17 protein-coding genes and 2 pseudogenes are annotated in these 22,447 nt (G+C 60.7%); 8 read left to right on the top strand and 11 right to left on the bottom strand.

Annotated elements, in window-relative coordinates:
* Window positions 1-39 precede the first annotated feature (39 nt).
* Window positions 40-1,461, bottom strand: coding sequence for a transglycosylase SLT domain-containing protein (locus tag GIV26_RS17315; RefSeq protein WP_034126720.1), 1,422 nt, complete (start codon window positions 1,459-1,461; stop codon window positions 40-42).
* 236 nt (window positions 1,462-1,697) lie between these two features.
* Here GIV26_RS17315 and GIV26_RS17310 point away from each other — a divergent pair, with 236 nt between their 5' ends.
* The 7 genes and pseudogenes from GIV26_RS17310 (at window position 1,698) to GIV26_RS17285 (ending at window position 10,879) form a co-directional block, all read left to right on the top strand.
* A complete protein-coding gene (locus GIV26_RS17310) occupies window positions 1,698-2,504 on the top strand; it encodes a TatD family hydrolase (RefSeq protein ID WP_054897912.1) in 807 nt (268 codons plus the stop codon).
* Window positions 2,505-2,600: 96 nt separating this feature from the next.
* Complete coding sequence (locus GIV26_RS17305; protein ID WP_202691369.1) at window positions 2,601-4,070, top strand: methyl-accepting chemotaxis protein; 1,470 nt, start codon at window positions 2,601-2,603, stop codon at window positions 4,068-4,070.
* A gap of 222 nt (window positions 4,071-4,292) precedes the next feature.
* Window positions 4,293-8,970 (top strand): annotated as a pseudogene (locus GIV26_RS17300) (RHS repeat-associated core domain-containing protein).
* Window positions 8,967-9,377 (top strand): DUF6896 domain-containing protein, encoded by a 411-nt coding sequence (locus GIV26_RS17295; protein WP_096144406.1) that lies wholly within the window; start codon window positions 8,967-8,969, stop codon window positions 9,375-9,377. The pseudogene GIV26_RS17300 and the gene GIV26_RS17295 overlap by 4 nt, the downstream one beginning before the upstream one ends.
* A 291-nt stretch (window positions 9,378-9,668) precedes the next feature.
* Window positions 9,669-10,010 (top strand): polymorphic toxin type 47 domain-containing protein, encoded by a 342-nt coding sequence (locus GIV26_RS27400; protein WP_442962912.1) that lies wholly within the window; start codon window positions 9,669-9,671, stop codon window positions 10,008-10,010.
* On the top strand, window positions 10,010-10,399 hold the full coding sequence (locus GIV26_RS17290; RefSeq protein ID WP_236281649.1) for a hypothetical protein: 390 nt from the start codon (window positions 10,010-10,012) through the stop codon (window positions 10,397-10,399). The genes GIV26_RS27400 and GIV26_RS17290 overlap by 1 nt, the downstream gene beginning before the upstream one ends.
* Before the next feature lie 117 nt (window positions 10,400-10,516).
* The gene (locus tag GIV26_RS17285; RefSeq protein WP_054921817.1) at window positions 10,517-10,879 is read left to right on the top strand and encodes an Mpo1-like protein; all 363 of its coding nucleotides are present in this window, start codon (window positions 10,517-10,519) and stop codon (window positions 10,877-10,879) included.
* A gap of 9 nt (window positions 10,880-10,888) precedes the next feature.
* Here the strand turns inward: GIV26_RS17285 and GIV26_RS17280 are convergent, their stop codons facing one another.
* The 3 genes from GIV26_RS17280 to GIV26_RS17270 all read right to left on the bottom strand — a co-directional run bounded on the left by GIV26_RS17280 (window position 10,889) and on the right by GIV26_RS17270 (window position 12,858).
* Window positions 10,889-11,686, bottom strand: a complete 798-nt coding sequence (locus GIV26_RS17280; protein ID WP_236281647.1) for an acyl-CoA thioesterase — start codon at window positions 11,684-11,686, stop codon at window positions 10,889-10,891.
* An 89-nt stretch (window positions 11,687-11,775) separates the two neighbouring features.
* Window positions 11,776-12,537, bottom strand: coding sequence for a CHAD domain-containing protein (locus tag GIV26_RS17275; protein ID WP_236281646.1), 762 nt, complete (start codon window positions 12,535-12,537; stop codon window positions 11,776-11,778).
* A 42-nt stretch (window positions 12,538-12,579) separates the two neighbouring features.
* Entirely contained in the window at window positions 12,580-12,858 is a 279-nt protein-coding gene (locus tag GIV26_RS17270; protein ID WP_003189839.1) for a hypothetical protein, read from the bottom strand.
* Window positions 12,859-13,074: 216 nt separating this feature from the next.
* On the opposite strand from GIV26_RS17270, the gene GIV26_RS17265 reads away from it, so the two are divergent.
* Entirely contained in the window at window positions 13,075-14,112 is a 1,038-nt protein-coding gene (locus GIV26_RS17265; RefSeq protein WP_054898472.1) for a patatin-like phospholipase family protein, read from the top strand.
* Between the two features lie 115 nt (window positions 14,113-14,227).
* On the opposite strand, the gene GIV26_RS17260 is transcribed toward GIV26_RS17265, so the two are convergent.
* The 7 genes and pseudogenes from GIV26_RS17260 to kdpF all read right to left on the bottom strand — a co-directional run bounded on the left by GIV26_RS17260 (window position 14,228) and on the right by kdpF (window position 22,349).
* Window positions 14,228-14,917, bottom strand: coding sequence for a response regulator (locus GIV26_RS17260; RefSeq protein ID WP_014717644.1), 690 nt, complete (start codon window positions 14,915-14,917; stop codon window positions 14,228-14,230).
* Between the two features lie 36 nt (window positions 14,918-14,953).
* A pseudogene (locus tag GIV26_RS27395) lies at window positions 14,954-15,040 on the bottom strand (outer membrane lipoprotein carrier protein LolA); the annotation flags it as partial.
* 17 nt (window positions 15,041-15,057) lie between these two features.
* Entirely contained in the window at window positions 15,058-17,700 is a 2,643-nt protein-coding gene (locus GIV26_RS17255) for a sensor histidine kinase (RefSeq protein WP_236281645.1), read from the bottom strand.
* Window positions 17,701-17,827: 127 nt separating this feature from the next.
* Window positions 17,828-18,373 (bottom strand): potassium-transporting ATPase subunit KdpC, encoded by a 546-nt coding sequence (gene kdpC / locus GIV26_RS17250; RefSeq protein ID WP_236281643.1) that lies wholly within the window; start codon window positions 18,371-18,373, stop codon window positions 17,828-17,830.
* A 109-nt stretch (window positions 18,374-18,482) separates the two neighbouring features.
* Window positions 18,483-20,540: a potassium-transporting ATPase subunit KdpB gene (gene kdpB / locus GIV26_RS17245; RefSeq protein ID WP_236281641.1), complete on the bottom strand. Its 2,058-nt coding sequence runs from the start codon at window positions 20,538-20,540 to the stop codon at window positions 18,483-18,485.
* A gap of 15 nt (window positions 20,541-20,555) precedes the next feature.
* Window positions 20,556-22,250, bottom strand: a complete 1,695-nt coding sequence (gene kdpA / locus GIV26_RS17240; RefSeq protein WP_236281638.1) for a potassium-transporting ATPase subunit KdpA — start codon at window positions 22,248-22,250, stop codon at window positions 20,556-20,558.
* A 9-nt stretch (window positions 22,251-22,259) separates the two neighbouring features.
* Window positions 22,260-22,349 (bottom strand): K(+)-transporting ATPase subunit F, encoded by a 90-nt coding sequence (kdpF, locus tag GIV26_RS17235; protein WP_003218754.1) that lies wholly within the window; start codon window positions 22,347-22,349, stop codon window positions 22,260-22,262.
* Window positions 22,350-22,447 lie beyond the last annotated feature (98 nt).

Here is a 22,447-nt window from a genome sequence, read left to right as displayed (position 1 = left end):
AAAGCCAAAATATTGCCTAATTGACATCTAAAAATTCGATTATTTACGCGATGCAATTTTAGCCGCGGGCGGCTCCAAGGACTCCCGCTGCCGATCGAACGCCAAATAATACTTGTTGACGCTATTAACATAGCTGACGCCGCCCATCCCTACCTGCTCCATGGCAATGCGTTCAACCTGGAAGAACCACTGATTGGGGTTAAGCCCACGGCGCTTGGCCTCGGTGCGCATGCCCTGTACTCGCTCCGGCCCCATGTTGTACGCCGCTAGCATAAAGGCCATGCGCTCACGCTCATTGAGCTTGGGGCTGGCGAAAAACTTGCGGCGGATCATCGCCAGGTAACGTGCCCCCGCTTGCACATTATTGTCGAGCGTCTCGATATTGTTGACCCCCACCCGTTGGGCCGCCGACGGCGTGATCTGCATCAGGCCGGTAGGGCCGCCGCTGTTGCGTGCGCCTGGGTCCAGGGAAGACTCCTTGAACGCCAACGCCGCCAGGTTCAGCCAGTCCATACCTTGCTCACGTGCATGTTTTTGCAGGACCGGGCGCAGTTTTTCCAGGCGCTGGCGGTCAGCCCGCGCCAACGGGTTACGGACCTGGTAGAGGCGTCGATAGATACGCTGGAATGCCACATCCTGGTCGGAAGGCGTGTGATAGGTCTTGAGAAACCGATCAATGCTGGCGCGCAGCATCGAGGCATCCTGGCGCACAAACCAGAACTCGTCGCCCGGCTCGCTGATCACCACCTGCTTGTCAAAGCGCAACTTGGGCAGAATTTTCGACCAGCGTTGGGCAATGGGTTTTTCCACGATCGTCAGGTGAAAAATCCCGGCCTGCACCATCTCCAGGACGTCTTCCACCGCCAGGCTGGGGTCAACCCATTCGACTTTCACGGGGGGGCGCTTGTGCAGAGCCAGTTTTTGATTGACCTGACTGATGGCATCCGCCGCCGCACTGCCCGTGGTCAGCGTCAGCGTGCGACCTGACAGTTGCTCCAGCCTGGTAAAGCGTCGTTCACCCTTGACGCCCACCAGCCACAACGGCACATCGCTGACAATCGGGTCGCTGGCGCTGACCTTGTGCACGCCCTTCACGTCCAGCAACTCACCGGGCGCCACCAGGTCGCCCTCGCCACGGGCCAGCGCGCCGAGTAACTGGTCCTTGGCCTTGGGGATGATCTTGAGATTGATGGCCTGCCCATCACGGGCATGGCCATTGAGGTACTGCTCGAAGGCACGCAACCGATGGTATTCGACACCGATGGCCTGGCCCTGCACTTCACCGGAACTGTTGCGGCTCTGGTTGACCAATACGCGCAGAGTGCGGCTGGAGCGAATTTGCGCGAGGTCGCGGACCTTGCCGGGCTTGGCCACTTGCAGCGGCCCATCCAGACGTGCGACCGCCGCCATGGGCAGCAGCAACGTCAGGCACAACATAAGCAACGCCGAGGGTCGGATCATCCGCTCTCCGAAAAGAAAACTGGCCAGCACCTTCGCGAATAACGACGTGCTGGTGGTCAGAAACAGAGCGCTTTATGCGCTGGCAAGGCGTGCAACGGCGCCACGGTGGTAGGCAATCGGTCCACCACAATGTCGCTTGCGACGTTCAAAGACAGCGTTAACGTGTTGTAGTTCTTGGTTTTTCTTATCAATCTACAGCTCTGATATGCTTTCCGGCCGCAGGCGGAGATAGCACCATGCAACTCATTGATATTGGCGTCAACCTGACCAACCCCAGTTTCGACGAGAGGCACACGGCCGTTCTCGAACGCGCTTACGCCGCTGGCGTGCAGCAATTGGTACTCACCGGCACGAGTGTCGAAGGCAGCGAACAGGCACTGCAATTGTGTGTAAAACTCGACGAAAGCGGCCAGCGCCTGTTCAGCACCGCCGGCATTCACCCTCACTCTGCCAGCGACTGGAACAGCGACAGCGCCCAACGCCTGCGCAGCTTGCTGGGCGACAGTCGAGTGCGCGCCGTGGGTGAATGCGGGCTGGATTTCAACCGGGACTTCTCCCCTCGCCCCCAGCAGGAAAAAGTCCTCGAAGAACACCTCGCCCTGGCCGTCGAGCTGCAACTGCCGGTGTTTCTCCATGAGCGCGATGCCAACCAGCGTCTGCTGGAGATCCTCAAGGACTACCGCGACCACCTGCCAGCCGCCGTGGTGCACTGCTTCACTGGCGAACAGGCAGCGCTGTTCAGCTACCTGGACCTGGATTTGCACATTGGCATCACGGGCTGGATCTGCGACGAACGCCGTGGCACCCACCTGCATTCACTGGTCAGGGACATTCCCCGAGGCCGCCTGATGCTGGAAAGCGATGCGCCCTACCTGCTGCCACGCACGTTGCGCCCCAAACCAAAGAACGGTCGCAATGAGCCGGCGTACCTGCCCGAAGTACTGCGCGAAGTGGCCCTGCACCGTAACGAAACAATGGAAGACCTGGCGCTGCACAGCACCGCGTGCGCCCGGCGCTTTTTCGGCTTGCCTGCCATCGATTGATGCGGCGCATTGACCCATATCAAAAGCGCTGTTCTGAATAGCGGCACAATAATGGCACCTTGCCAATACCGTTTCCGCTATCAGAGAAAACCTTCCATGGGTGCCTGGCTTAGCAATATCTCGCTCAAATACAAATTCTGGGCCGTCAACGCGGTCGCCTTCATCACCACCCTGCTGCTGGTGCTGTACGCGGTACAGCTTGAACAACAGGCGCGTAGCCAGGCGTCACAGGCATCGGCCCAGGCTCAGGGACGCTTGCTAAGCGCCTGGCCAGCCGACAGAGCCTTGCCCACTGGTGAGCAATGGCTCGCATTTTCCAAAGGCCAGATCCCCCAGGACCTGCCCGCCCTGAGCGCTGCCAACGGCTGGACTGAACTCAACCCCATGCCGTTGTTCGGTGAAAACCCGCTGATCGGCGCCGAGGTGATCAGCCGGGCCGACGGTCAGCAGGTCGCAGTCCTCGCCTACGCGCCGAGCCTGAGCCAGGTGTTCAGTGAACGCTTCGCCAATTACGCCGTTGCCGTGGCAGTCCTGATGCTGGCCATGCTCGGCGCCTCGCAGTTGTTGATCCGCTTCCTGCTCAGTCAGCTCAACACCCTCAAGGACGTAATGCTGCACGTTGAAAAAACTGGTGACCTGTCGGCGCGGGTGCCGTTGGCCTGCAAGGATGAAGTCGGCCAGATGGCCAGCGCCTTCAACGCCATGCAAGCCGGTTACCAGCGCGTGGTCAATACCGTGGCACGCACCGCCCGGCAACTGGACGACGGCGCCGCACGCCTGGCCAGCAGCATGAACGAGGTGCAACACGGCATGCTGGGCCAGCAAAGCGAAACCGACCAGGCCGCCACCGCCATCAACGAAATGACCGCCACCGTCTACCACATCGCCCAGCACGCGGGCGCCACCCGTGACTTGTCGCAGTCCGCCGACACCCTCGCCGGCAGCGGCCAGGCCGTGGTCACCCGGGTACAGCGTTCGATCGCCGGGCTGTCCAGTGGGGTACAGCAGACCGCCGAAATGATCCAGAAACTGGCCGAAGACAGCCAGAAAATCAACGGCGTGGTCGGGGTGATCCACAGCATCGCCGAACAGACCAACCTGCTTGCCCTCAACGCCGCCATCGAAGCCGCCCGCGCCGGGGAAATGGGCCGCGGTTTCGCGGTAGTCGCCGACGAAGTGCGCAACCTGGCCAAGCGTGTGCAAAGCTCCACCGACGAAATCACCCGCATGGTCTCGGCGCTGCAAGCCGGTACCCGCGACGCCGTGGACTTCATGCAGGAAAGCTCATTCAAGGCCGATGACTGCGTCCAGCAGGCCCAGGAAGCTGGGGTGGCCTTGGCTGAAATCACCGGGGCCGTGGCACAGATGCGCGAAAGCAACACCCAGATCGCCGTGGCCGCCGAGCAGCAAAGCCATGTTGCCGAAGAGATGAACCGCGCCGTGGTGAGCATTCGCGATGTGACCGAAAACACCGTACATCAAACCGTGGCGTCGGCGACTACCAGCAATGAACTGGCGACGCTGGCCGGGGAGTTGAGCAAGGCGATTGGGCAGTTGAAGTTGTAAGACTGTTCCAGCTGTAATCCGACTCCTACGACCAAGCCTCGGTTTACCTGAAGTTAAGACGAAATTTCCTCGCTATTTCCGCGCATAACGCCGACTTCTTTTACCTGACAACCGCTGCAAAGTCCCTCGCCTGATCAAACAGTGCGAGGGAGTGCAGATGCTGGTGTTCGTTAGAGCCCTGATAAATGGGGCTGTCTCTTGATCGCGGTGCTGGCCAACCTGATGCTGGTGCCGATGGATCCCGAAGCGCCGAAGGTTGAGCGCGTATTCGCGGACTTCCGCACCTGCCTGAATACCTTTGATAAGTGGACCGACAGCTTTTTAAGTGGTTCGGCACTTAGCGTGGAGCAGGTGTTCAAGGTTGGGGAAGACGTCGCACTGGTCGCGCCGATCTCTTCCGACAAACCCAGCCGCACCGTCGCTCAATGCAAAGCCCAGGGTGGGCTGACGCTGGTGCATCTGTTCGAAAGCACGCAGTTCGTGCCTATCGGCAACACGCCCGTGAGGCTGCAAGCCGTTGCACAGGACGGCATCCCGGTAGGCGCGCCACTGCATCGGACCATTGGCCCCAGCGGCATTCTTGAAGTCAGCGACTGTAGCCGCGACCAACAGTACGAAATCACCTTTTATCCCACTGTTTCCAAGGTTCACGTCCAGGCGCTGTATGCGTCCTATGAGTCTGTGATCGCCGGGCTGGAAACGGATTTGCGCACGGCATGGGCCGAGCACTTCAAGCCTCGATGGGCAGACTTTGCCAAAGCGCCGGCTTACAAGCGCAGTGCCTTACAGGGCGTGGCCTTTGCTGCCGGGCTGGGCAACGCGCTTTATAACCTGTGGGACAACATCACCGAGCTGTACGACCTGCTCGCCAACCTCAAGACCAACAGCGAAACGTTGCTGAAATACCTGTCCGAGGCCGAGCTGAATGCGCTGCTCAAGCTGGGCAAAGACACGCTGGCCAAGGGGTTGCTGGTACTCAGTGATGAGCCGCTGTTGTTTATCTACCTGTCGGCGCTGATGGCCTGGGTACGCATGCTGCCGCCACCCGATATGTACGAACTGCTGGGTGAAATCACCGGCGAAGTCTTGATCAATCTGTTGCTGATCTGGGCCACGCGAGGCATTGGGGTCCAGCTGCGCCTGGGCGCGCAGACGCTCAGTCACGTCAAATCCGGGCGGGCGCGGGCGTTGTTGGAGTTGCTGGCCAAGCAGGTGGCGGGGCCTCGGCTGGAAACCCATGTCGAGGCCGCCAAGCCGGTTTTGCTGAGCAGTGCGGCGACGCCGGTCAAGGCAGTGCCGGCTGTGCCGTTGAAGGCGGGCGACACGCTGGTTTCGAACCAGGTGCCAATGGTGCGTGGCAAGACCCAGCGCACGACATTGGTCCGTCAGGAGCCTGTCGATGATGTGCCGGCTGTGGCGTCGAACCCGAAGGGGGATGCGGCGGCGCCTGCGGATAAAACCGTCACCCACGGTTGCCCGGTGTCGATGGTCACCGGCGAGGAATTGCTGACCCTCACCGATAGCGCGCTGGATGGGATCTTGCCGTTTGAGTGGACGCGGCTGTATCGCACCAGTGCGGTGGAGGCCGAGTGTGGATTGGGGTTTGGCTGGAGCCATGCGCTGGCTCATCGGCTGGTGGTGTCGGGCGATTCGGTGGTGTGGACCGACCATGAGAACCGCTCGACTACCCTGCCCTTGCCCACCGTTTCTCGGCCGGCGATCACCAATAGCCTGGCCGAAGCGGCGATCTACTTGGGTTCGGCGCCTGACGAACTGGTGCTGGCCCAGGCCTCGCGTTTCTACCACTTTCGCGACGGTGTGCTGACAACCATCAGCGATGCGTATGACAACCGGCTGCGCCTTTGCCGGGATCGTTCAGGGCGGATTGAGCGGCTGGATAACGGCGCGGGGCGCTCGTTGCTGTTGCGTTATGAGCTGGATCGCATTGTCGCGGTGGACTACCAGGTTCATCGCGCCAAAGGGCGTGAGCCCTACGTTTGGGAAACCGAGCAGAACATCGTTTCCTACGCCTATGACGAAGCTGGCCGACTGGTGTGTGCGACCAATGCCGTCGGTGAAAGCGAGCGTTATCGGTACGACGATCAGCACGTCATTCTCGAGCGGCAGTTGGCCGGAGGCGCGAGTTTCTATTGGGAATGGGAACACGCGGGCAAGGCGGCGCGCTGCGTTCGGCATTGGGCGAGTTTTTCGCAGATGGACACGCGTTATGCCTGGGGCGATGACGGGCGCGTCACCGTGCATAACGCCGATGGTAGCCAGGAAGTCTATGTCCATGACGACCGGGCGCGCTTGGTGCAGCGCATCGATCCGGACGGCGCTCAGCATTACAAATCTTACGATGACAAAGGCCGACTGACCGTCGAGCAAGACCCGATGGGCGCGGTGACGGCCTATCAGTATGACGACGCCGGACGCTTGGTCGCGCTGTTTCCGGGGGATGATGAGCCAACGTCCTACGAGCATGACAACGGTTTTGTACGAGTTGTCAGGCGTGGGGAGGCGGTCTGGAAGTATGAGCGTAATGACCAGGGCGATGTTACGCGTAGGACCGATCCCGATGGAGAGGTTACTGACTACAGCTACAACAAGCACGGGCAACTGACTGGAGTTTGGTACCCGGATCACAGTTGCCATCGACTGGTGTGGAACGAACGTGGGCAGTTGCTTGAGGAGCAATTGCCCAATGGTGGGATCAAGCGTTATCGCTATGACGATCTGGGGCGGCAAGTTGCCTGTGAGGATGAGCATGGTGCGCTGACGCAATATCACTGGGACTGCGTCGGTAGGTTGATTCGTCTTGTATTGCCAGGCGGTGGTTGTAGGGAATTCAGCTACAACCCCTACGGCAAAATCATCGCCGAACGCGACGAACTCGGCCACGTCACCCGCTACGAATACGCCGATGGCCTGCACCTGATCAGCCGCCGCCTCAACGCCGACGGCACCCAGGTCAAGTACCGCTACGACAACGCTCGGCTATTGCTCACCGAGATCGAAAACGAAGCCGGCGAAACCTACCAACTCGACTACCACCCCAACGGCCTGATCCGCCAGGAAACCGGCTTCGACGGCCAGCGCACCGCCTACGCCTACGACCTCAACGGCAACCTGCAGGAAAAAACTGAATACGGCGACGATGGCAGTCAGCTAGTCACCCGCTACGAGCGCGACCACGTCGGTCGCCTCGTCCGAAAAATCCTGCCCGATGCCAGCGTTGTCGACTATGCCTACGACCGCCAGGGCAACCTCCTCAGCGTCGAGGACGGCCACTGGGCGCTGGCCTACGAATACGACCGCCAAAACCGCCTCACCGCCGAACACCAGGGCTGGGGCACCCTGCGCTACGGCTACGACGCCTGCGGCCAGCTGAAAAATCTGTGCCTGCCGGACAACAACCGCCTCACCTTCAACCACGACAAAGGCGGCCACCTCGCCACCGTCGAGCTCAACGGTGAAGTACTCACCTCACATCTATTCAAGAGCGGCCGAGAACATCAGCGCCAGCAAGGCCAAGTGCTCAGCCACTACCACTACGACGACCAACACCGCCTGCACGCCCACGCGGTAACGCAGCAACAAAACCACCTCTACCAACGCCAATACGACTACGACAAAAGCGGCAACCTCACCCGCCTGCTCGACACCCGCAAAGGCGAACACCTTTACCGCTACGACCCGCTTAATCGCCTGACCCGCGCCGACCACTCCCAGGACGTACAGGAACGCTTCGCCCACAACCCGGCCGGCAACCTGCTGATGCAAGACCGCCCCGGCACGGACATCGTCGCGGCGAATCGTCTAATGATCCAGGGCGACCGCCACTACGACTACGACGCCTTTGGCAACTTGATTCGTGAGCGGCGCGGCAAGGGCCAGCAACTCATCACCGAATACCGCTACGACTGCCAGCATCGGTTAATCAGCATCACAAAGCCGAACGGCCAAACCGCCAGCTATCGCTATGACCCATTTGGACGCCGCATCAGCAAAACCGTGGACGACAAAACCACCGAGTTTTTCTGGCAAGGCGACAAGCTGATAGCCGAACACCATGCAGAGCGCCATCGCAGCTACCTCTACGAGCCCGACAGCTTCCGCCCCTTGGCCCTGTTGGAAGGTTTCGGCCCAAAAGAAACCAAGCCCTACCACTACCAACTCGACCACCTCGGCACCCCGCAGGAACTGACCAGCCCCGAGGGCGAAATCGTCTGGTCCGCCCACTACCGCGCCTACGGCCAGATCGCCCGGCTCGACGTGGGGCAAAATCGACAACCCACTGCGGTTTCAAGGGCAGTATTTCGATGCGGAAAGCGGACTGCACTACAACCGCCATCGCTACTACAATCCGGATATTGGTCGCTATCTGACGCCGGATCCGGTGAAGTTGGCGGGTGGGATCAATGGCTACCAGTACGTGCCCAATCCGACAGGGTGGGTAGACCCGCTAGGCTTGAATTCATGCCCAGGCGATGATGGGTGTAAAAAGCAAACGAGTGCTGACGATCCATCCTACAAATCGAGCGTGGATGATGGACAGCCTTCAGCTCCTCTTGTTCACGGAGTAGACGCAACCTTCTTAAATAGAACACACAGCATTGAAGGGAAGCGGTCAACCAAGCGTGTGGAAGAAATTGCTCGCAGTATGCGAAACGACGGATACGATAAAAATACGCCAATAGACGTTTTTGAGTATAACGAGCAACGCTATATTGTTGATGGGCACCACCGAGCTGCCGCTGCAAGACAAACAAAGACGCCAGTCACCATAAAACTAATCCAGAATATAGGTGACCATAACAGCTCGTTCAACAGCACCCAGGACGTAATAGACGCTTCAAATGCAGTAGGACTGGATAGACTGGAAAGGCCTAGACGATGAGAGCTCAGACGCTAGAACATTTGATCACAGAATACTTGGAGCAAGTAAAAAAGGCTACCGACTTACTTGAGCAAGTGTTTGGAACCAAAAATATCATTGGTCTGTGGCGATCCAAAAAAATCCCGCAGCGTGGGACGGTCGCTGCAAATGTCACCTACGAGCTGCACGGTATTGGTTGCAGTGTTTACTTATCTGAAATATGTGTCGACTTTGATTACGGCCCGGACGATAGGGTCGACGGTTTCGACTCGTGGAGGCTGTATATGTACGCATGCGAAACACCCAGCAAGTACAAAAAATATACAGATAAACAAGCCTTGGAACGTGAGTTCAATGCGTACCTAAAAAAGGGCAAAGCCAAGAAAATCGAAGGGTCCACATCTAATTTGTACTTCATACAGTCTTGATGCCGTTCAGGTAAATCTCCTTACCCTAGACACTCTGAATATCGAATATGGGATGGGACTTGACCTCGATAACTGTGAACCAGCCAATGCATGTGCAAACTGACCCAACAACATCGGAGGTAAGCCTTGGTGCCGATCAGTCAAGCGAACGCAATACTCAAAGCAACGAAGATCAAAAGTGGGAGCTGGCTTGCCTGCGAAAGCGGTAGTGCAGTAACAGAGGCAGTGACTGACACACCGCCTTCGCGGGCAAGCCCGCTCCCACAGGGGATCTGCGCTTAACAGACTGGAATCCTTCCCACATTCACACCCACGGCGCTACTCTTTCCCACCGATGGTTTGGATGAGGCTTTTCGCAGAACGGGTATACCCAGGTCCGAATACAGCGTATCGAAATGGGGCAAAGACCAATATGGCAAATCATTTCCAACAGAACGGCGAGTAAAAACCGGTCCCAATAGAGGAGCGGAAGTGAATATTGACGATCCTATGCTCGTGCCAAGTAAAGAAGGCCCGAAATCACCTCATATTGGCTATCAAACACCTGGAAAGAGAGGCGACGGAGGAGCCAAAAGAGGCCATATACTGCTCCAACTGGTTCCTGTCAGCCGGTCCAGAATAGGTGTCCCCTGATGAGTTACCTGGAAGACGAAATAGACGAAGCCTGTAATGCGCTGAACCTCGACACTGGAAAGCTTGATTCGAGCGAACTCAACTTGTTGATAAGCTCTCTGACGAGAAAATTCTTCAAAGCGCAGAGCAATGTGCTTGATCCCATCGAACTGAACGAGAAAAGCACCGAACACAACCCTGACTTTTGGAAGGAGATGCCGCATCGCATTAGCGGGAATGGCCTGGTTCTGCTGGTATTTGACTCAGCGTATAGCGCCTGGAGAATGGAAAACGCTCGAGTGCTAGCCTCTGTGTTAGGCGAAACCACCGGATATCCGTTTTGGATAACCGATAAAGAGCTGACGTTCCTGGTACACATGGATGATCATGACTGTGTCATTTGGGCATGAGGGTCACTCCGCCTAAATTGCAGCCTATGACCCCCATAGCCAGCCCCAATTCGCCACCTCGCCCACCTCAACCTAAACTCTGTTCAAGTTGTTTCAACGGACAGAGGATTCTCCACCATGGGCAAACGTCACCCCAATCTCCCCGCCTGGCAATGGCGTCAGTACCCACAGAACCATCAGCACCCAACCAACCTGGCGTTGCACCTGATTGCCGTGCCGCTGTTTATCGTCGGTTTCCTGCTGATCGTGTCGGGCGTGTTCAGCCTTAGCCTGGCCAGCTTCGCGGTCGGTGTCATTGGCATTGTCGCGGGCCTGGCGTTGCAGGGTCACGGCCATAGCCTGGAAGCCCAGGCCAGTGAGCCGTTCAGTGATCGCAAAGATGCGGTGCAGCGCCTGGTGGTTGAGCAGTTCGTGACCTTCCCGCGCTTTGTGCTCAGCGGTGGCTGGTGGCGCGCCTGGCGGCAGCGGCACCACCACTGACCGGCGGGTTCAGGCGAACACCACCACGGTCTGGCGGCTGAGGGCGATCAACTCGCCGGTCGGGCTCCACAAGGCAGCGGCAGCGTGGCCATAGCCGTCGCGGGCGTGTTCGATGTTGACGTGGTACTGGCACCAGTCGAGCGTAGTCAGGTCTTGCAACGGCTGGATGAACTCGATGGTCCAGGTCAGGGTGCTGCCCGGCGCGGGCTTTTTCAGGTGTGGCAGCAACGCCGGTGGCCAGGCGTCGACCAGGGCGAGGATATGCGCCTCGGTCAGTGGCTCCTCTTTCACATCCCCCCGCAACCGCACCCAGCCGCCCATGTCGCGGGATTTATTGCCCGTAAACGGCAAGCCACCGACACTCCAGCGCATTGCCAAATGACGCATGAATTCGGGGGTAACACCCTTGATATAGGGCAGTTCCTGGCACTCATCCCACTGTTTGAATACCGGTGGCGGCTCACTTTCCACGTCAATTTCGGAGGGGCGAGAGGCGCCAAAACTGGCCTGGACCAGGGTCGCCACTTCACCGTTCTGCACCACGCGCCCGAGCAACTGGCTGACCGCCTTGCCTTCGCGCAGCACTTCGACTTGATAGCTGGCAGTTACATCCGGCGCTACCGGGCCGACAAAGGTGATGGCCAGCGAGCGCAGCGGTCGGTCCGCCGGCACCTGGGCGCGCAGCGCCTCGTACTGCAAGGCAGCGACCAGCCCGCCAAAGGTGGCCCGGCCCTGGGCCCATTCGGCAGGGATGGTGACATCCAGCGGATTGCTACGGGCAGCGTCGAGCAAATCACTAAAGCGCATGGCGACCTCACATCAAGAAAATCCTGGAGGAATCTTAACCATCGAATTGCACAGGCACAGCGCCCATTCCGGCCAAAAACCGGACCGGTTTAAAAACACTCGGCGCTGAGCGTGTCCAGCACGCGGTCGGCCTTGCCTTGCGCCTTGAGCATGGTGCGCTGCCACACCGCTACGCAGGGTTGCAGGTCCGGCTCGTGCCCGGCCTGGGCCAGCCACTGCCAACAGTCATGCCAGTCACCCAGCGCGCTCTGGGCTTTCTTCAAGTGCGACAGGGCGTCGGTGGGTAATTTGTCCAGCTCGGGATACGCCTCGGCGGCATAGCGCACACGCTTGATCAGCAACCGTAGCCGGTGGCGGTCATGATCGGGGTCCTTCAAGGCGCCATCGAGTGCCTGCCATTGCTTGGCCAGGCGTTTCTGGATGCGCGGGCGCAAGCCCTTGAGCAGTTTCTGATGCTGGGACGCGCGGATAAACCGTGGGAACGCATCCAGAATCAGCAGCAAGTGCGCCAACTCCGGGCTTTGCGCCACTTTGCGATAAGCCTCGGGCTGCAGACGCAGGCGTCGATCAGCCGCGTCGTGATGACCGTGCTGATGCAAATACGCCGCCAGCACCTCTCGGTCGCGTAGCGGCGTAGTCAGTTGGCCAACCGTGCTGGCGGCCAATTCAAGCTGTTCGACACCGGGCAGCCCGCGCAAAGGGCGCAACAGGCTGCGCAGGCGGCGTACCGTGGTGCGCAAATCATGCAAGGCTTCATCGTCAGTGACGGCGGCGAGGCGAGCCTGGCAGCTCAGTAACCCTACTTCCAGGCCAATGACCTGAGCGACTAACTGATTGACCAACGCTGACATCCTGCCCTCACTTTCCGATGAAAAATCCTATCCGCCGCAGGGTCATCGCCCGGCGCGAGACTCACGAATGTAGAACCGCGCCTTTTCGGCCTTGTTGGAGCAACCCTCGAACGCTTCAAACTGCTGCTGAGTCTTGGCGCCAGTCAACAGCGACAAAGCCTTGGAGTAGCTGACAGTGCCAGCAAAACCTTCGGCCTTGGCCAGGTCCAGCTCTTTCCAGGCGGCGTCCAATTGCGAGCCACAGCTGTCGCGATACGCGGTTTTCCCGGCACAGCCAGCCAAGGCCAACACGATCACAGGCACACAGATCCAGGCTTTCATTGATGACACCTCAAATATACAAATTCAGTCGTAGCCTGTAGACGTTGCCTACAGGGAAAAGTGCCTTGTCCTTAGCCTGAAATCAGTAGTACCTATTGCCAGAGCATACCCGAGGCTGATCGCCAGCCTGGAAAAATATTGCGCGCTGTCAGCAAGGATTGAAGCAGGCCCCTTGATGGGTGCATTGTGGGCCCCTGTTTTGCGAAGGATCTGGCCATGAAGAAACGTGTTGCCTTAGTGCTGGGCTCCGGTGGGGCCAGGGGCTACGCCCATATCGGGGTGATCGAAGAAATCGAACGACGCGGCTATGACATCGCCTGTATCGCCGGCTGTTCCATGGGCGCCGTGGTGGGTGGAATCTACGCCGCCGGCAAGCTCGACGAGTACCGCAACTGGATCGAAAGCCTGGACTACCTCGACGTATTGCGCCTGGTAGATGTGAGCTTTCGCCTGGGAGCGATTCGCGGTGAGAAGGTGTTCGGGCAAATCCGCAAGATTGTCGGCGATATCAATATCGAGGAGCTGCGCATCCCCTACACCGCCGTCGCCACCGACCTCACCAACCAACAGGAGATCTGGTTCCAGGAAGGCTGCCTGCACCAGGCGATGCGCGCCTCGGCGGCCATCCCCAGCCTGTTCACACCGGTGATGCAGGGCAACCGCATGCTGGTGGACGGCGGCCTGCTCAACCCGCTGCCCATCGTTCCGGTGGTGTCGAGCCATTGCGACTTGATCATTGCGGTCAACCTCAATGCCACCAACCAGAAACACTACCAATTGCCGGTGATTCCGCGCCCGCCGGCGTTCAAGAGCCGCTTCAACAGCCTGGCCAAGTCACTGGGCTCCCACCTGCCATTTCGCCGCAAGCAGGCCGAGCAGTTGATGAAGCTGGAACAAGAAGCCTTGCAGGCCCAGGCCGCCGAAATCAACCCGTGGCTGGAGTCTGCCGAACCCGAAGCCCAGCAACCTGCCGCGGCGCCCGAGAAAGCCGGTGCACCGAAGTCGGCCACCGGCTCGTTCATCATCGACAACGTCGGGCCAGCCTCGTTGCTGGACCTGATCAACCAGAGTTTCGAGGTGATGCAAACCTCATTGGCACAATACAAGATCGCTGGGTATCCGCCCGATGTGCTGATCAACGTGCCAAAGCGGGTGTGCCGCTTTTTCGAGTTCTATAAAGCGCCGGAATTGATCGCTTTGGGGCGGGAGATTGCCAGTGATACGTTGGATCGGTATGAGAGTGAGCAGAGTTGAGCGTGTAAGTGTTGCGGATGGCCTCATCGCGGGCAAGCCCGGCTCCCACAGGGGCATGCATTTCAACTGTGGGAGCTGGCTTGCCTGCGATGGCGCCAGCGCAGGCACCACAGATTCAGGCACCTAGCAACCGATACCCCACCCCCGCCTCAGTCACGATAAACCGTGGCCGGGTCGGGTCATCCGCCAGCTTCTGGCGCAGGTGCCCCACCACGATACGCAGGTAGTGGCTGTCCTCAGTATGAGTTGGCCCCCAGATGTCCTTGAGCAATTGCTGTTGGGTAATCACCCGCCCCGGATGGCGTGCCAACTGCGCCAGCACTGCGTATTCCTTGCGGGTCAGCGCCACTTCGGCACCGTCCAGCAAAACGCGGCGATAGGCCAGGTCGACCGTCAGCGGGCCAAAACTCAAGGCGGCTTCCTGGGCCTCTCCGGCCGGTGCCTGGCGCAACAGCGCACGCACACGGGCAAGAAACTCCTGGATGCCGAACGGTTTGGTCACGTAGTCATTGGCGCCACCGTCGAGGGCCTCGACCTTCTGACCTTCGCTGGCCCGCACCGACAGCACCAGCACCGGCACCGTGGACCATTCGCGAAACTCGCGCAGCACCTGTTGGCCGTCCATGTCGGGCAGGCCCAGGTCGAGTACCAGCAGATCCGGTTTGCTCAAGGCCGCTTGGGCCAGGCCTTCGTTGCCGGTGCCGGCTTCGATTACCTTATAGCCTTGGGAAGCCAGGCTGATGCGCAGGAATTTGCGGATCTGCGGTTCGTCATCAATGACAAGAATCGTCGCGGTCTGGCTCATGGTGTCTCATTAAAACCCATTAAAAAATCACCCCCCTGTAGGAGCGAGCTTGCTCGCGAAAAACCTCGAGGCACCGCGTGCGTTCAGGACGCCATCATTATCGTTAACGACCTTCGCGAGCAAGCTCGCTCCTACAAGGTTTATTCCAGGGCAGGCTGTGTCGGCAATGGCAGAAACAAGGTGATGCAGGTGCCCCGCCCGTCAATGCCATCGGCCACGCTGATATGCCCACCGTGCGCACCGACCATGCCCTGGCAGATCGCCAAGCCGAGGCCGGTGCCCTGCCCGCCTCGATCACCGCGGGCAGCGGTGTAGAACATGTCGAAGATCTTCGCACGCTCCTCCTCGGGAATCCCTGGCCCTTCATCCGCTACGGCAAAAAACAACTGCTCATCCTGCACGCCCGCGCGCAACTGCAAGCGGCCCTGGGGCGGCGAAAACCGTGCGGCGTTTTCCAGCACATTGACCAGGGCCTGCTCAATCAGCGCCGCATGCACATACAACAAGGGCAGTTCCGGCGGCACATCGGTGCTCATCTGCAACGGCGCCAGCACGGCGCGCAATCGCCCAAGGGCACTGCCGACAATATCGCCGGGCGACACCCAATCGCGTGCCAGTTTCAGCGCACCGTGGCCCAGGCGTGTCATGTCCAGCAGATTCTGGATATAACGGTCGAGGCGCTCGGCCTCATCGCGAGTGCCTTCGAGCAATTCGCGGCGATCCTCCAGGGGGATGGCTTCACCCAGGGCCAGCAGGCTGTCGATGCTGCCGCGCATGGAGGTCAATGGCGTGCGCAAGTCGTGGGACACCGACGCGAGCAAAGCACTGCGCAGTTGTTCGGTTTCGCCGTGCAGGCGCGCCGATTCCAACTCCTGCCCCAATTGTGCCCGCGCCAGTGCCTGGGCCAGCGGTTGGCTCAACGCGGTGAGCAAGCGTCGACGTTGCCCGCTCAATTCCAGGCCAGGCTTGGCACTGACACCCAGCAACCCCAAGGGCCCCTCTTCACCTGACAGCGGCCACCACCACCAACGCCCAAACGGCAAGGTGCCGGTGCCCATGCCGGCCGGCTGATCATGCTGCCAGGCCCAATCGGCGGCGGCGCGTTCAGCTTCGGTGAGGGTCAACGGGCCACCGGTCTCGACCTTCCAGCCGCCCTGTCCATCGCGATTGACCAGGCACAGATCGAGCTCGTTCCAACCTTGCAGATGGTGGGCGGCGGCACTGATGACAGCTTGGCGGTCGGTGGCAGCGGTGAGCTTGCGCGACAGGTCGAGCAGTTCGCTGGTTTCTTCCTGGGTATCGCGCAACGCCTGCAACTGGCGGCGCTGGCGTGCGGCGAGGTTGCCGGTCAACGCTGCCATCAACAGGAAGAACAACAGGGTCAACACGTCTTCTTCCCGCTGGATGGCGAAGGAAAAATTCGGCGGAATAAACAGAAAATCGTAAGTCAAAAACGACAGTGCCGCACACACCAGGGACGGCCCCAGGCTGCTGCGCACCGCCACCAACAGCACGGCGGCAAGAAACACCAGCGAGATGTTCGGCAGCGCCAACGCACTGGACACGGCCCAGGCCACTGCGGCAGCGGCGAGGGTCGCCACCACCGCCAAGGCGTAATCGAACCACACCAACCCGCGCACCTCCGGCAGGCGTGGCGGTGCAGGCATGTCATCGCTGTCGAGGACGTTGATTTCCAAGCCGCGGGCATTGCGCAACAGGCGTGCCGCCAAGCCGCCACCGAACAGGCGCCGCCGCCAGCGCATCCGTGACTGCCCCACCAGCACTAAACTGGCACGGCGTTCGGCGGCGTGCTGGATGAGGGTCTTGGCCACTTCCCCGGCGCGCAGCAACACCACTTCCCCGCCCAGCCGCTCTGCCAGTTGCTGGGCGTTTTGCAGGCGCAGGCGCGATTGCTCATCCCGCGCACGGCCGTTGTCGATGTGCACCAGGCTCCAGGGCAAATGCCGACGCTGGGCCACGCGGCAGGCATGGCGCACCAGTCGTTCGGCTTGCGCATCGCCATCCACACCGACCAACAGGCGCCCACGCACTGCCGGCGCGGCCTGACCGAGTTGGCGGTAGCCCTGGGCCAGGTCATCGTCGACGTGGGCGGCGGCAGTTTGCATGGCCAGCTCGCGCAGGGCCATGAGGTTGGTCTGGGTGAAAAACGCATCGATGGCCGCACGCGCCTGCTCCGGCACATACACCTTGCCGTCACGCAGACGCTCAAGCAGCTCGCGGGATGGCAAGTCGATCAGCAGCAGTTCGTCGGCCTCTTGCAGCACCCAGTCCGGCAAGGTTTCGCGCACTTGCACGCCAGTGATGCCACGCACCTGGTCATTGAGGCTTTCCAGGTGCTGGACGTTGACCGTGGTGAATACGTTGATGCCGGCCGCGAGCAGTTCCTGGATGTCTTGCCAGCGTTTTTCATGACGGCTGCCAGGGGCGTTGCTGTGGGCCAGTTCATCGACCAGCACCAGTTTTGGCTTGGCGGCGAGCAGGCCGTCGAGGTCCATTTCTTCGAGCATCACGCCACGGTATTCGCTGCGCAACAACGGTTGTTGCGGCAGGCCGCTGAGCAAGGCTTCGGTCTCGGCGCGGCCATGGGTTTCGACCACCCCAGCGATCAGGCGCACGCCTTGGCGCAGTTGGGTATGGGCCGCCTGGAGCATGGCGTAGGTCTTGCCGACACCGGGCGCGGCGCCGAGGAAAACTTTGAGCCGGCCACGGCCGTCCCGGGGCAGATCGGCTAACAGGGCATCGGCGCGGCCGGCGTCGCTCATGCTCGGGGGTTCCTTCAGGTATTGATAGAGAGTCTTCAAGGCCGCCATCGCGGGCAAGCCCGGCTCCCACAGTGGAATGCATTCCAAATGTGGGAGCCGGGCTTGCCCGCGATGGCGGTCGCAAGGCTTACAACGTTTCCAAAGCCATGTTCAGGGCCAGGACGTTTACTACAGGCGGGCCTACCAGAGGGCTTTCGATGTGCTCATCCAGCAACCGCTGCAAGGTCGACACCGGCACATTTCGCGCCGCCGCTACTCGCGCCAGTTGATAGGCAATCGCCTGCGGTGGCAAGTGTGGATCAAGGCCGCTGCCGGAGGTGGTCAGCGAGGCCAATGGCACCGGGCCCTGGCCCGGTACTGACTGCTTGCTGGCCTCTTCGACTATGCGAGTGGCCAAGGCCGGATTGCTCGGGCCCAGGTTACTGGCACTGCTGGACACTGTGGCAAAAGCACCGGCTGACGGGCGTGGGTGAAACCAGCGGTCACCAGTAAAGTCCTGGGCGATCAGGATGGAGCCACGCACCTTGCCGCTGGCGTCGCGCACCAGGCTGCCATTGGCTTGATCGGGGAAGGCCACTTGGGCCACGCCAGTGACTACCAGCGGGTAGGCCACGCCGGTGATCAGGGTCATGAGTACCAGCAAGCTCAGGGCTGGGCGGATGATGTTGGACATTTCAGACTCCTCAATTCAGTGGTGCGGTGGGACGCGGAGCGTCCGGGGTGGCATTCCCACGCGGAGCGTGGGAACGATCAGCGGAGCGTGGGAGCGATCAGCGGCCAGGTCAAACCAGGTGCAGCGCGGTCAGCAACATGTCGATGGCCTTGATCCCCACGAACGGCACCAACAATCCGCCCAGCCCGTAGATCAGCAGATTGCGCCGCAACAACGCCGCCGCACTCGCGGCCTGCACGCGCACGCCGCGCAGGGCCAACGGGATCAGCACCACGATAATCAGCGCGTTGAACACAATGGCCGAAAGGATCGCGCTCTGCGGGCTCTGCAAGTGCATGATGTTGAGCACGCCCAGTTGCGGGTAGATCGAGGCGAACAGCGCCGGCAGGATCGCGAAGTACTTGGCCACGTCGTTGGCGATGGAAAAGGTCGTCAGCGCGCCGCGAGTCACCAGCAACTCCTTGCCGATCTGCACCACGTCCAGCAGCTTGGTCGGGTCGCTGTCGAGGTCGACCATGTTGGCGGCTTCGCGCGCGGCCTGGGTGCCGTCGTTCATCGCCATGCCGACGTCAGCCTGGGCCAGCGCCGGGGCGTCGTTGGCGCCGTCGCCGCACATGGCAACCAGACGACCATCGTTCTGCTCATGACGAATACGCGCGAGTTTCTTCTCTGGCGTGGCTTCGGCCAGCACATCGTCCACACCCGCTTCAGCGGCAATCGCGGCGGCGGTCAACGGGTTGTCGCCAGTGACCATCACGGTGCGAATCCCCAACTTGCGCAACTCGGCAAAACGCTCACGAATACCTGGCTTGACCACGTCTTTGAGATGGATCGCCCCCAGTAACTTGCCATCGGCGCACACCAGCAAGGGCGTGCCGCCGCTTTGGGCGATCTTGTCGATTTCCCGCGACAACGCAGGCAGCAGGTCGCTACGTTGCTGGCCGATAAACGCCAGCAGCGAGTCCACCGCGCCTTTACGGAACACACGGCCCTGATAGTCGACACCGGACAAACGGGTCTCGGCGCTGAAGGGCACGGCGGTCAACGCATCCAGGCTCGGCTCGGCCTGGGGGTGCAAGGCGCGCAGGTATTCAACGATGGACTTGCCTTCCGCCGTGTCATCGGCCAGGGACGCCAGCAACGCGCCTTCGGCCAATTCGCGGCCACTGACACCAGGTGCAGCGACCACGGCCGAGCAACGACGGTTGCCGAAGGTGATGGTGCCGGTCTTGTCCAGCAGCAACACATGCACATCCCCCGCCGCTTCTACCGCGCGGCCAGACTTGGCGATCACGTTGAGGCGCACCAGGCGGTCCATGCCGGCAATCCCGATGGCCGACAACAGGCCGCCAATGGTGGTGGGAATCAGCGTCACCAGCAGTGCGACCAGGAACACCAGCGGCAAGCTGCCATTTGCAAAGTGGGCGAACGGCTGCAGGGTCACGACCACCAGCAGAAAGATCAGGGTCAGGCCGATCAGCAGGATATCCAGCGCGACTTCGTTGGGGGTTTTCTGGCGTTTGGCGCCTTCCACCAGGGCGATCATGCGGTCCAGGGTGGACTCGCCCGGGTTGGCGGTGATGCGGATGAGCAGCCAGTCCGACACCAGCCGCGTGTTGCCGGTGACGGCCGAGCGGTCGCCGCCAGACTCGCGGATCACCGGGGCGGATTCGCCGGTAATCGCCGCTTCGTTGACCGCCGCAATCCCTTCGACGACCTCGCCGTCACCGGGGATCATCTCCCCGGCGGCAACACGTACCACATCGCCCTTGCGCAGGCTGGTGGCCGGCACCACCTTGAAGCTGCCATCGGCTTCCTGGCGTCGGGCGCTCAAGCCTTCGCTGCCAGCCTTGAGGCTGTCGGCCCGGGCTTTGCCACGGCCTTCGGCCAAGGCCTCGGCGAAGTTGGCGAACAGCACGGTGAACCACAGCCACACGGCGATTTGCACGGCGACAAAGGTCGGCACGGTGGTGTCGGGCACAAAGCACAATACGGTGGTGAGGATGGCGGTCAGCTCCACCACCAGCATCACTGGCGAGCGTTGCAGTTGGCGTGGGTCCAGCTTGACGAACGCCTGGACCAGTGCCGGGCGCCACAGCGCCGAGATAGCGGTTTTGGCGGGCTCCTGGGGTTTGACCGGGGCCGCGTTTTTTGCAGGCATATTCATTTTCATATCCCTTAACTAGAAGCCCATGCTCAAGTGTTCAGCGATGGGGCCCAACGCCAGCGTCGGCAGGAAAGTCAGGCCGCCCACCAGCAAAATGGTCACGGTCAACAAGGTCACGAACAGCGCGCCATGGGTGGGGAAGCTGTTCTGGCCAATCGGTGCGGTCTTCTTCATCGCCAGGCTGCCGGCCAGGGCCAGTACCGGGAGGATGTAGCCAAAGCGGCCGATCAACATGCCCAGGCCGAGCATCAGGTTATGGAATGGGGTATTGGCGCCGAGGCCGGCAAACGCCGAACCGTTGTTGGCACTGGCCGAGGTATAGGCGTAGAGCAACTGGCTGAAGCCATGGGGGCCAGGGTTGCTGATGGCACCTGCCGGGCCGGGCAGGCTGGCGGCGATGGCACTCAAGACCAATACGCCGACCGGCATAACCAGCAGAGTCACCACCAGCAATTGCACTTCCTTGGCCTGGAGTTTCTTGCCCAGGTATTCGGGGGTGCGGCCGATCATCAAGCCGGCGAGGAACACCGCGATCAACACGTTGAGCAACATGCCGTACATACCGGCACCCACGCCGCCGAAGATCACTTCGCCGACCATCATGTTGACCAGCGCGACCATCCCACTAAGGGGGCTGAGGCTGTCCTGCATGCCATTGACCGAACCGTTGGACGCCGCAGTGGTGGTCACCGACCACAGCACGGTACCGGTGGTGCCGAAGCGTGTTTCCTTGCCTTCCAACGGTGCGGTTTGCTCCACCGCCGGGTTGTTCAGGGTTGGATTGGGCTGGTACTCGGACCACAGCGACGTCGCGCCGCCGATCAGGAACAACGCCAGCATGCACGCGAGGATCGCCCGGCTCTGACGCAGGTCTTTGACGTAATGGCCGAAGGTAAACACCAACGCTACCGGGATCAGGATGATCGAGGCCACTTCAAACAGGTTGGCCCAGGCTGTCGGGTCTTCAAACGGATGCGCCGAGTTCACGCCGAAGAAGCCACCGCCGTTGGTGCCCAGTTGCTTGATCGCAATCTGGCTCGCGGCCGGCCCTAGGGGAATCACCTGATCCACGCCTTGCAGCGTGACCGCATCAACATAGTGGGCGAAGGTTTGCGGTACGCCCTGCCACACCAGAAACAGCGCGAGCACCAGGCACAACGGCAGCAGGCCGTAGAGGGTGGCGCGGGTCATGTCGACCCAGAAGTTGCCCAGGGTCTGGGCAGATTTGCGCCCGATCCCACGGCACAAGGCGACCAGGACGGCGAGACCGGTCGCCGCACTGACGAAGTTCTGCACCGTGAGGCCGGCCATCTGACTTAGATAACTTAGGGACGCTTCGCCGCTGTAGTTCTGCCAGTTGGTATTGGTCATGAAGCTGACGGCGGTGTTGAACGCCATGGTCCATTCCTGGCCCGGCAGTTTCTGCGGGTTCAGTGGCAGGGAGCCCTGAAATAAAAGGATCGAGAACAACAACGAGAAGCCCGCCAGGTTGAATGCGAGCAAGGCCAGCATGTATTTCTGCCAGCTCTGCTCCTGCTGCGCATCCACGCCCGAGAGGCGATAACAGGCTTTCTCGACAGGCCCCAGTACCGGGGTGAGCCAAGTGCGCTGGCCTTCCATCACCTTGTAGTAGAACCGCCCCAAAAAGGGTGCCGGCACCAGTACCACGGCAAAGAAGGCGATGATCAGCCAATAGTCATAACTGTGCATAGCCCGCTCCTAGTTCCGATCCGCGCGTAACAGCGCAACCAGCAGATAAATGAACAGCGCCACGGCCAATAGCAGTGACACTCCGTCCAGAACGCTCATGGAAATTTCCCCGTCTTGCGGCGATTGCCGCGTGTGGGGGCATTGTCCGCAGGAGCGGTGTAAAGGAACGAGAGCGAGGGGCCGGGTGGGGCGTAAAG

Origin of the sequence: Pseudomonas sp. PA-1-3F, from assembly GCF_021609665.1 — a bacterium.
In the GTDB taxonomy this organism is placed as follows: domain Bacteria; phylum Pseudomonadota; class Gammaproteobacteria; order Pseudomonadales; family Pseudomonadaceae; genus Aquipseudomonas; species Aquipseudomonas paracarnis.
This window is presented reverse-complemented; position numbering and strand designations above follow the sequence as displayed.

Bases quoted from the DNA above. Each gene is read 5' to 3' on its own strand.
- GIV26_RS17255 (WP_236281645.1), bottom strand. From the start codon at position 17,700: ATGAGCGACGCCGGCCGCGCCGATGCCCTGTTAGCCGATCTGCCCCGG.
- GIV26_RS17285 (WP_054921817.1), top strand. From the start codon at position 10,517: ATGGGCAAACGTCACCCCAATCTCCCCGCCTGGCAATGGCGTCAGTAC.
- GIV26_RS17280 (WP_236281647.1), bottom strand. From the start codon at position 11,686: ATGCGCTTTAGTGATTTGCTCGACGCTGCCCGTAGCAATCCGCTGGAT.
- kdpA (WP_236281638.1), bottom strand. From the start codon at position 22,250: ATGCACAGTTATGACTATTGGCTGATCATCGCCTTCTTTGCCGTGGTA.
- GIV26_RS17305 (WP_202691369.1), top strand. From the start codon at position 2,601: ATGGGTGCCTGGCTTAGCAATATCTCGCTCAAATACAAATTCTGGGCC.
- GIV26_RS17265 (WP_054898472.1), top strand. From the start codon at position 13,075: ATGAAGAAACGTGTTGCCTTAGTGCTGGGCTCCGGTGGGGCCAGGGGC.
- GIV26_RS17310 (WP_054897912.1), top strand. From the start codon at position 1,698: ATGCAACTCATTGATATTGGCGTCAACCTGACCAACCCCAGTTTCGAC.
- GIV26_RS17260 (WP_014717644.1), bottom strand. From the start codon at position 14,917: ATGAGCCAGACCGCGACGATTCTTGTCATTGATGACGAACCGCAGATC.
- GIV26_RS17315 (WP_034126720.1), bottom strand. From the start codon at position 1,461: ATGATCCGACCCTCGGCGTTGCTTATGTTGTGCCTGACGTTGCTGCTG.
- kdpC (WP_236281643.1), bottom strand. From the start codon at position 18,373: ATGTCCAACATCATCCGCCCAGCCCTGAGCTTGCTGGTACTCATGACC.
- kdpF (WP_003218754.1), bottom strand. From the start codon at position 22,349: ATGAGCGTTCTGGACGGAGTGTCACTGCTATTGGCCGTGGCGCTGTTC.
- GIV26_RS17290 (WP_236281649.1), top strand. From the start codon at position 10,010: ATGAGTTACCTGGAAGACGAAATAGACGAAGCCTGTAATGCGCTGAAC.
- kdpB (WP_236281641.1), bottom strand. From the start codon at position 20,540: ATGAATATGCCTGCAAAAAACGCGGCCCCGGTCAAACCCCAGGAGCCC.
- GIV26_RS17275 (WP_236281646.1), bottom strand. From the start codon at position 12,537: ATGTCAGCGTTGGTCAATCAGTTAGTCGCTCAGGTCATTGGCCTGGAA.
- GIV26_RS17295 (WP_096144406.1), top strand. From the start codon at position 8,967: ATGAGAGCTCAGACGCTAGAACATTTGATCACAGAATACTTGGAGCAA.
- GIV26_RS17270 (WP_003189839.1), bottom strand. From the start codon at position 12,858: ATGAAAGCCTGGATCTGTGTGCCTGTGATCGTGTTGGCCTTGGCTGGC.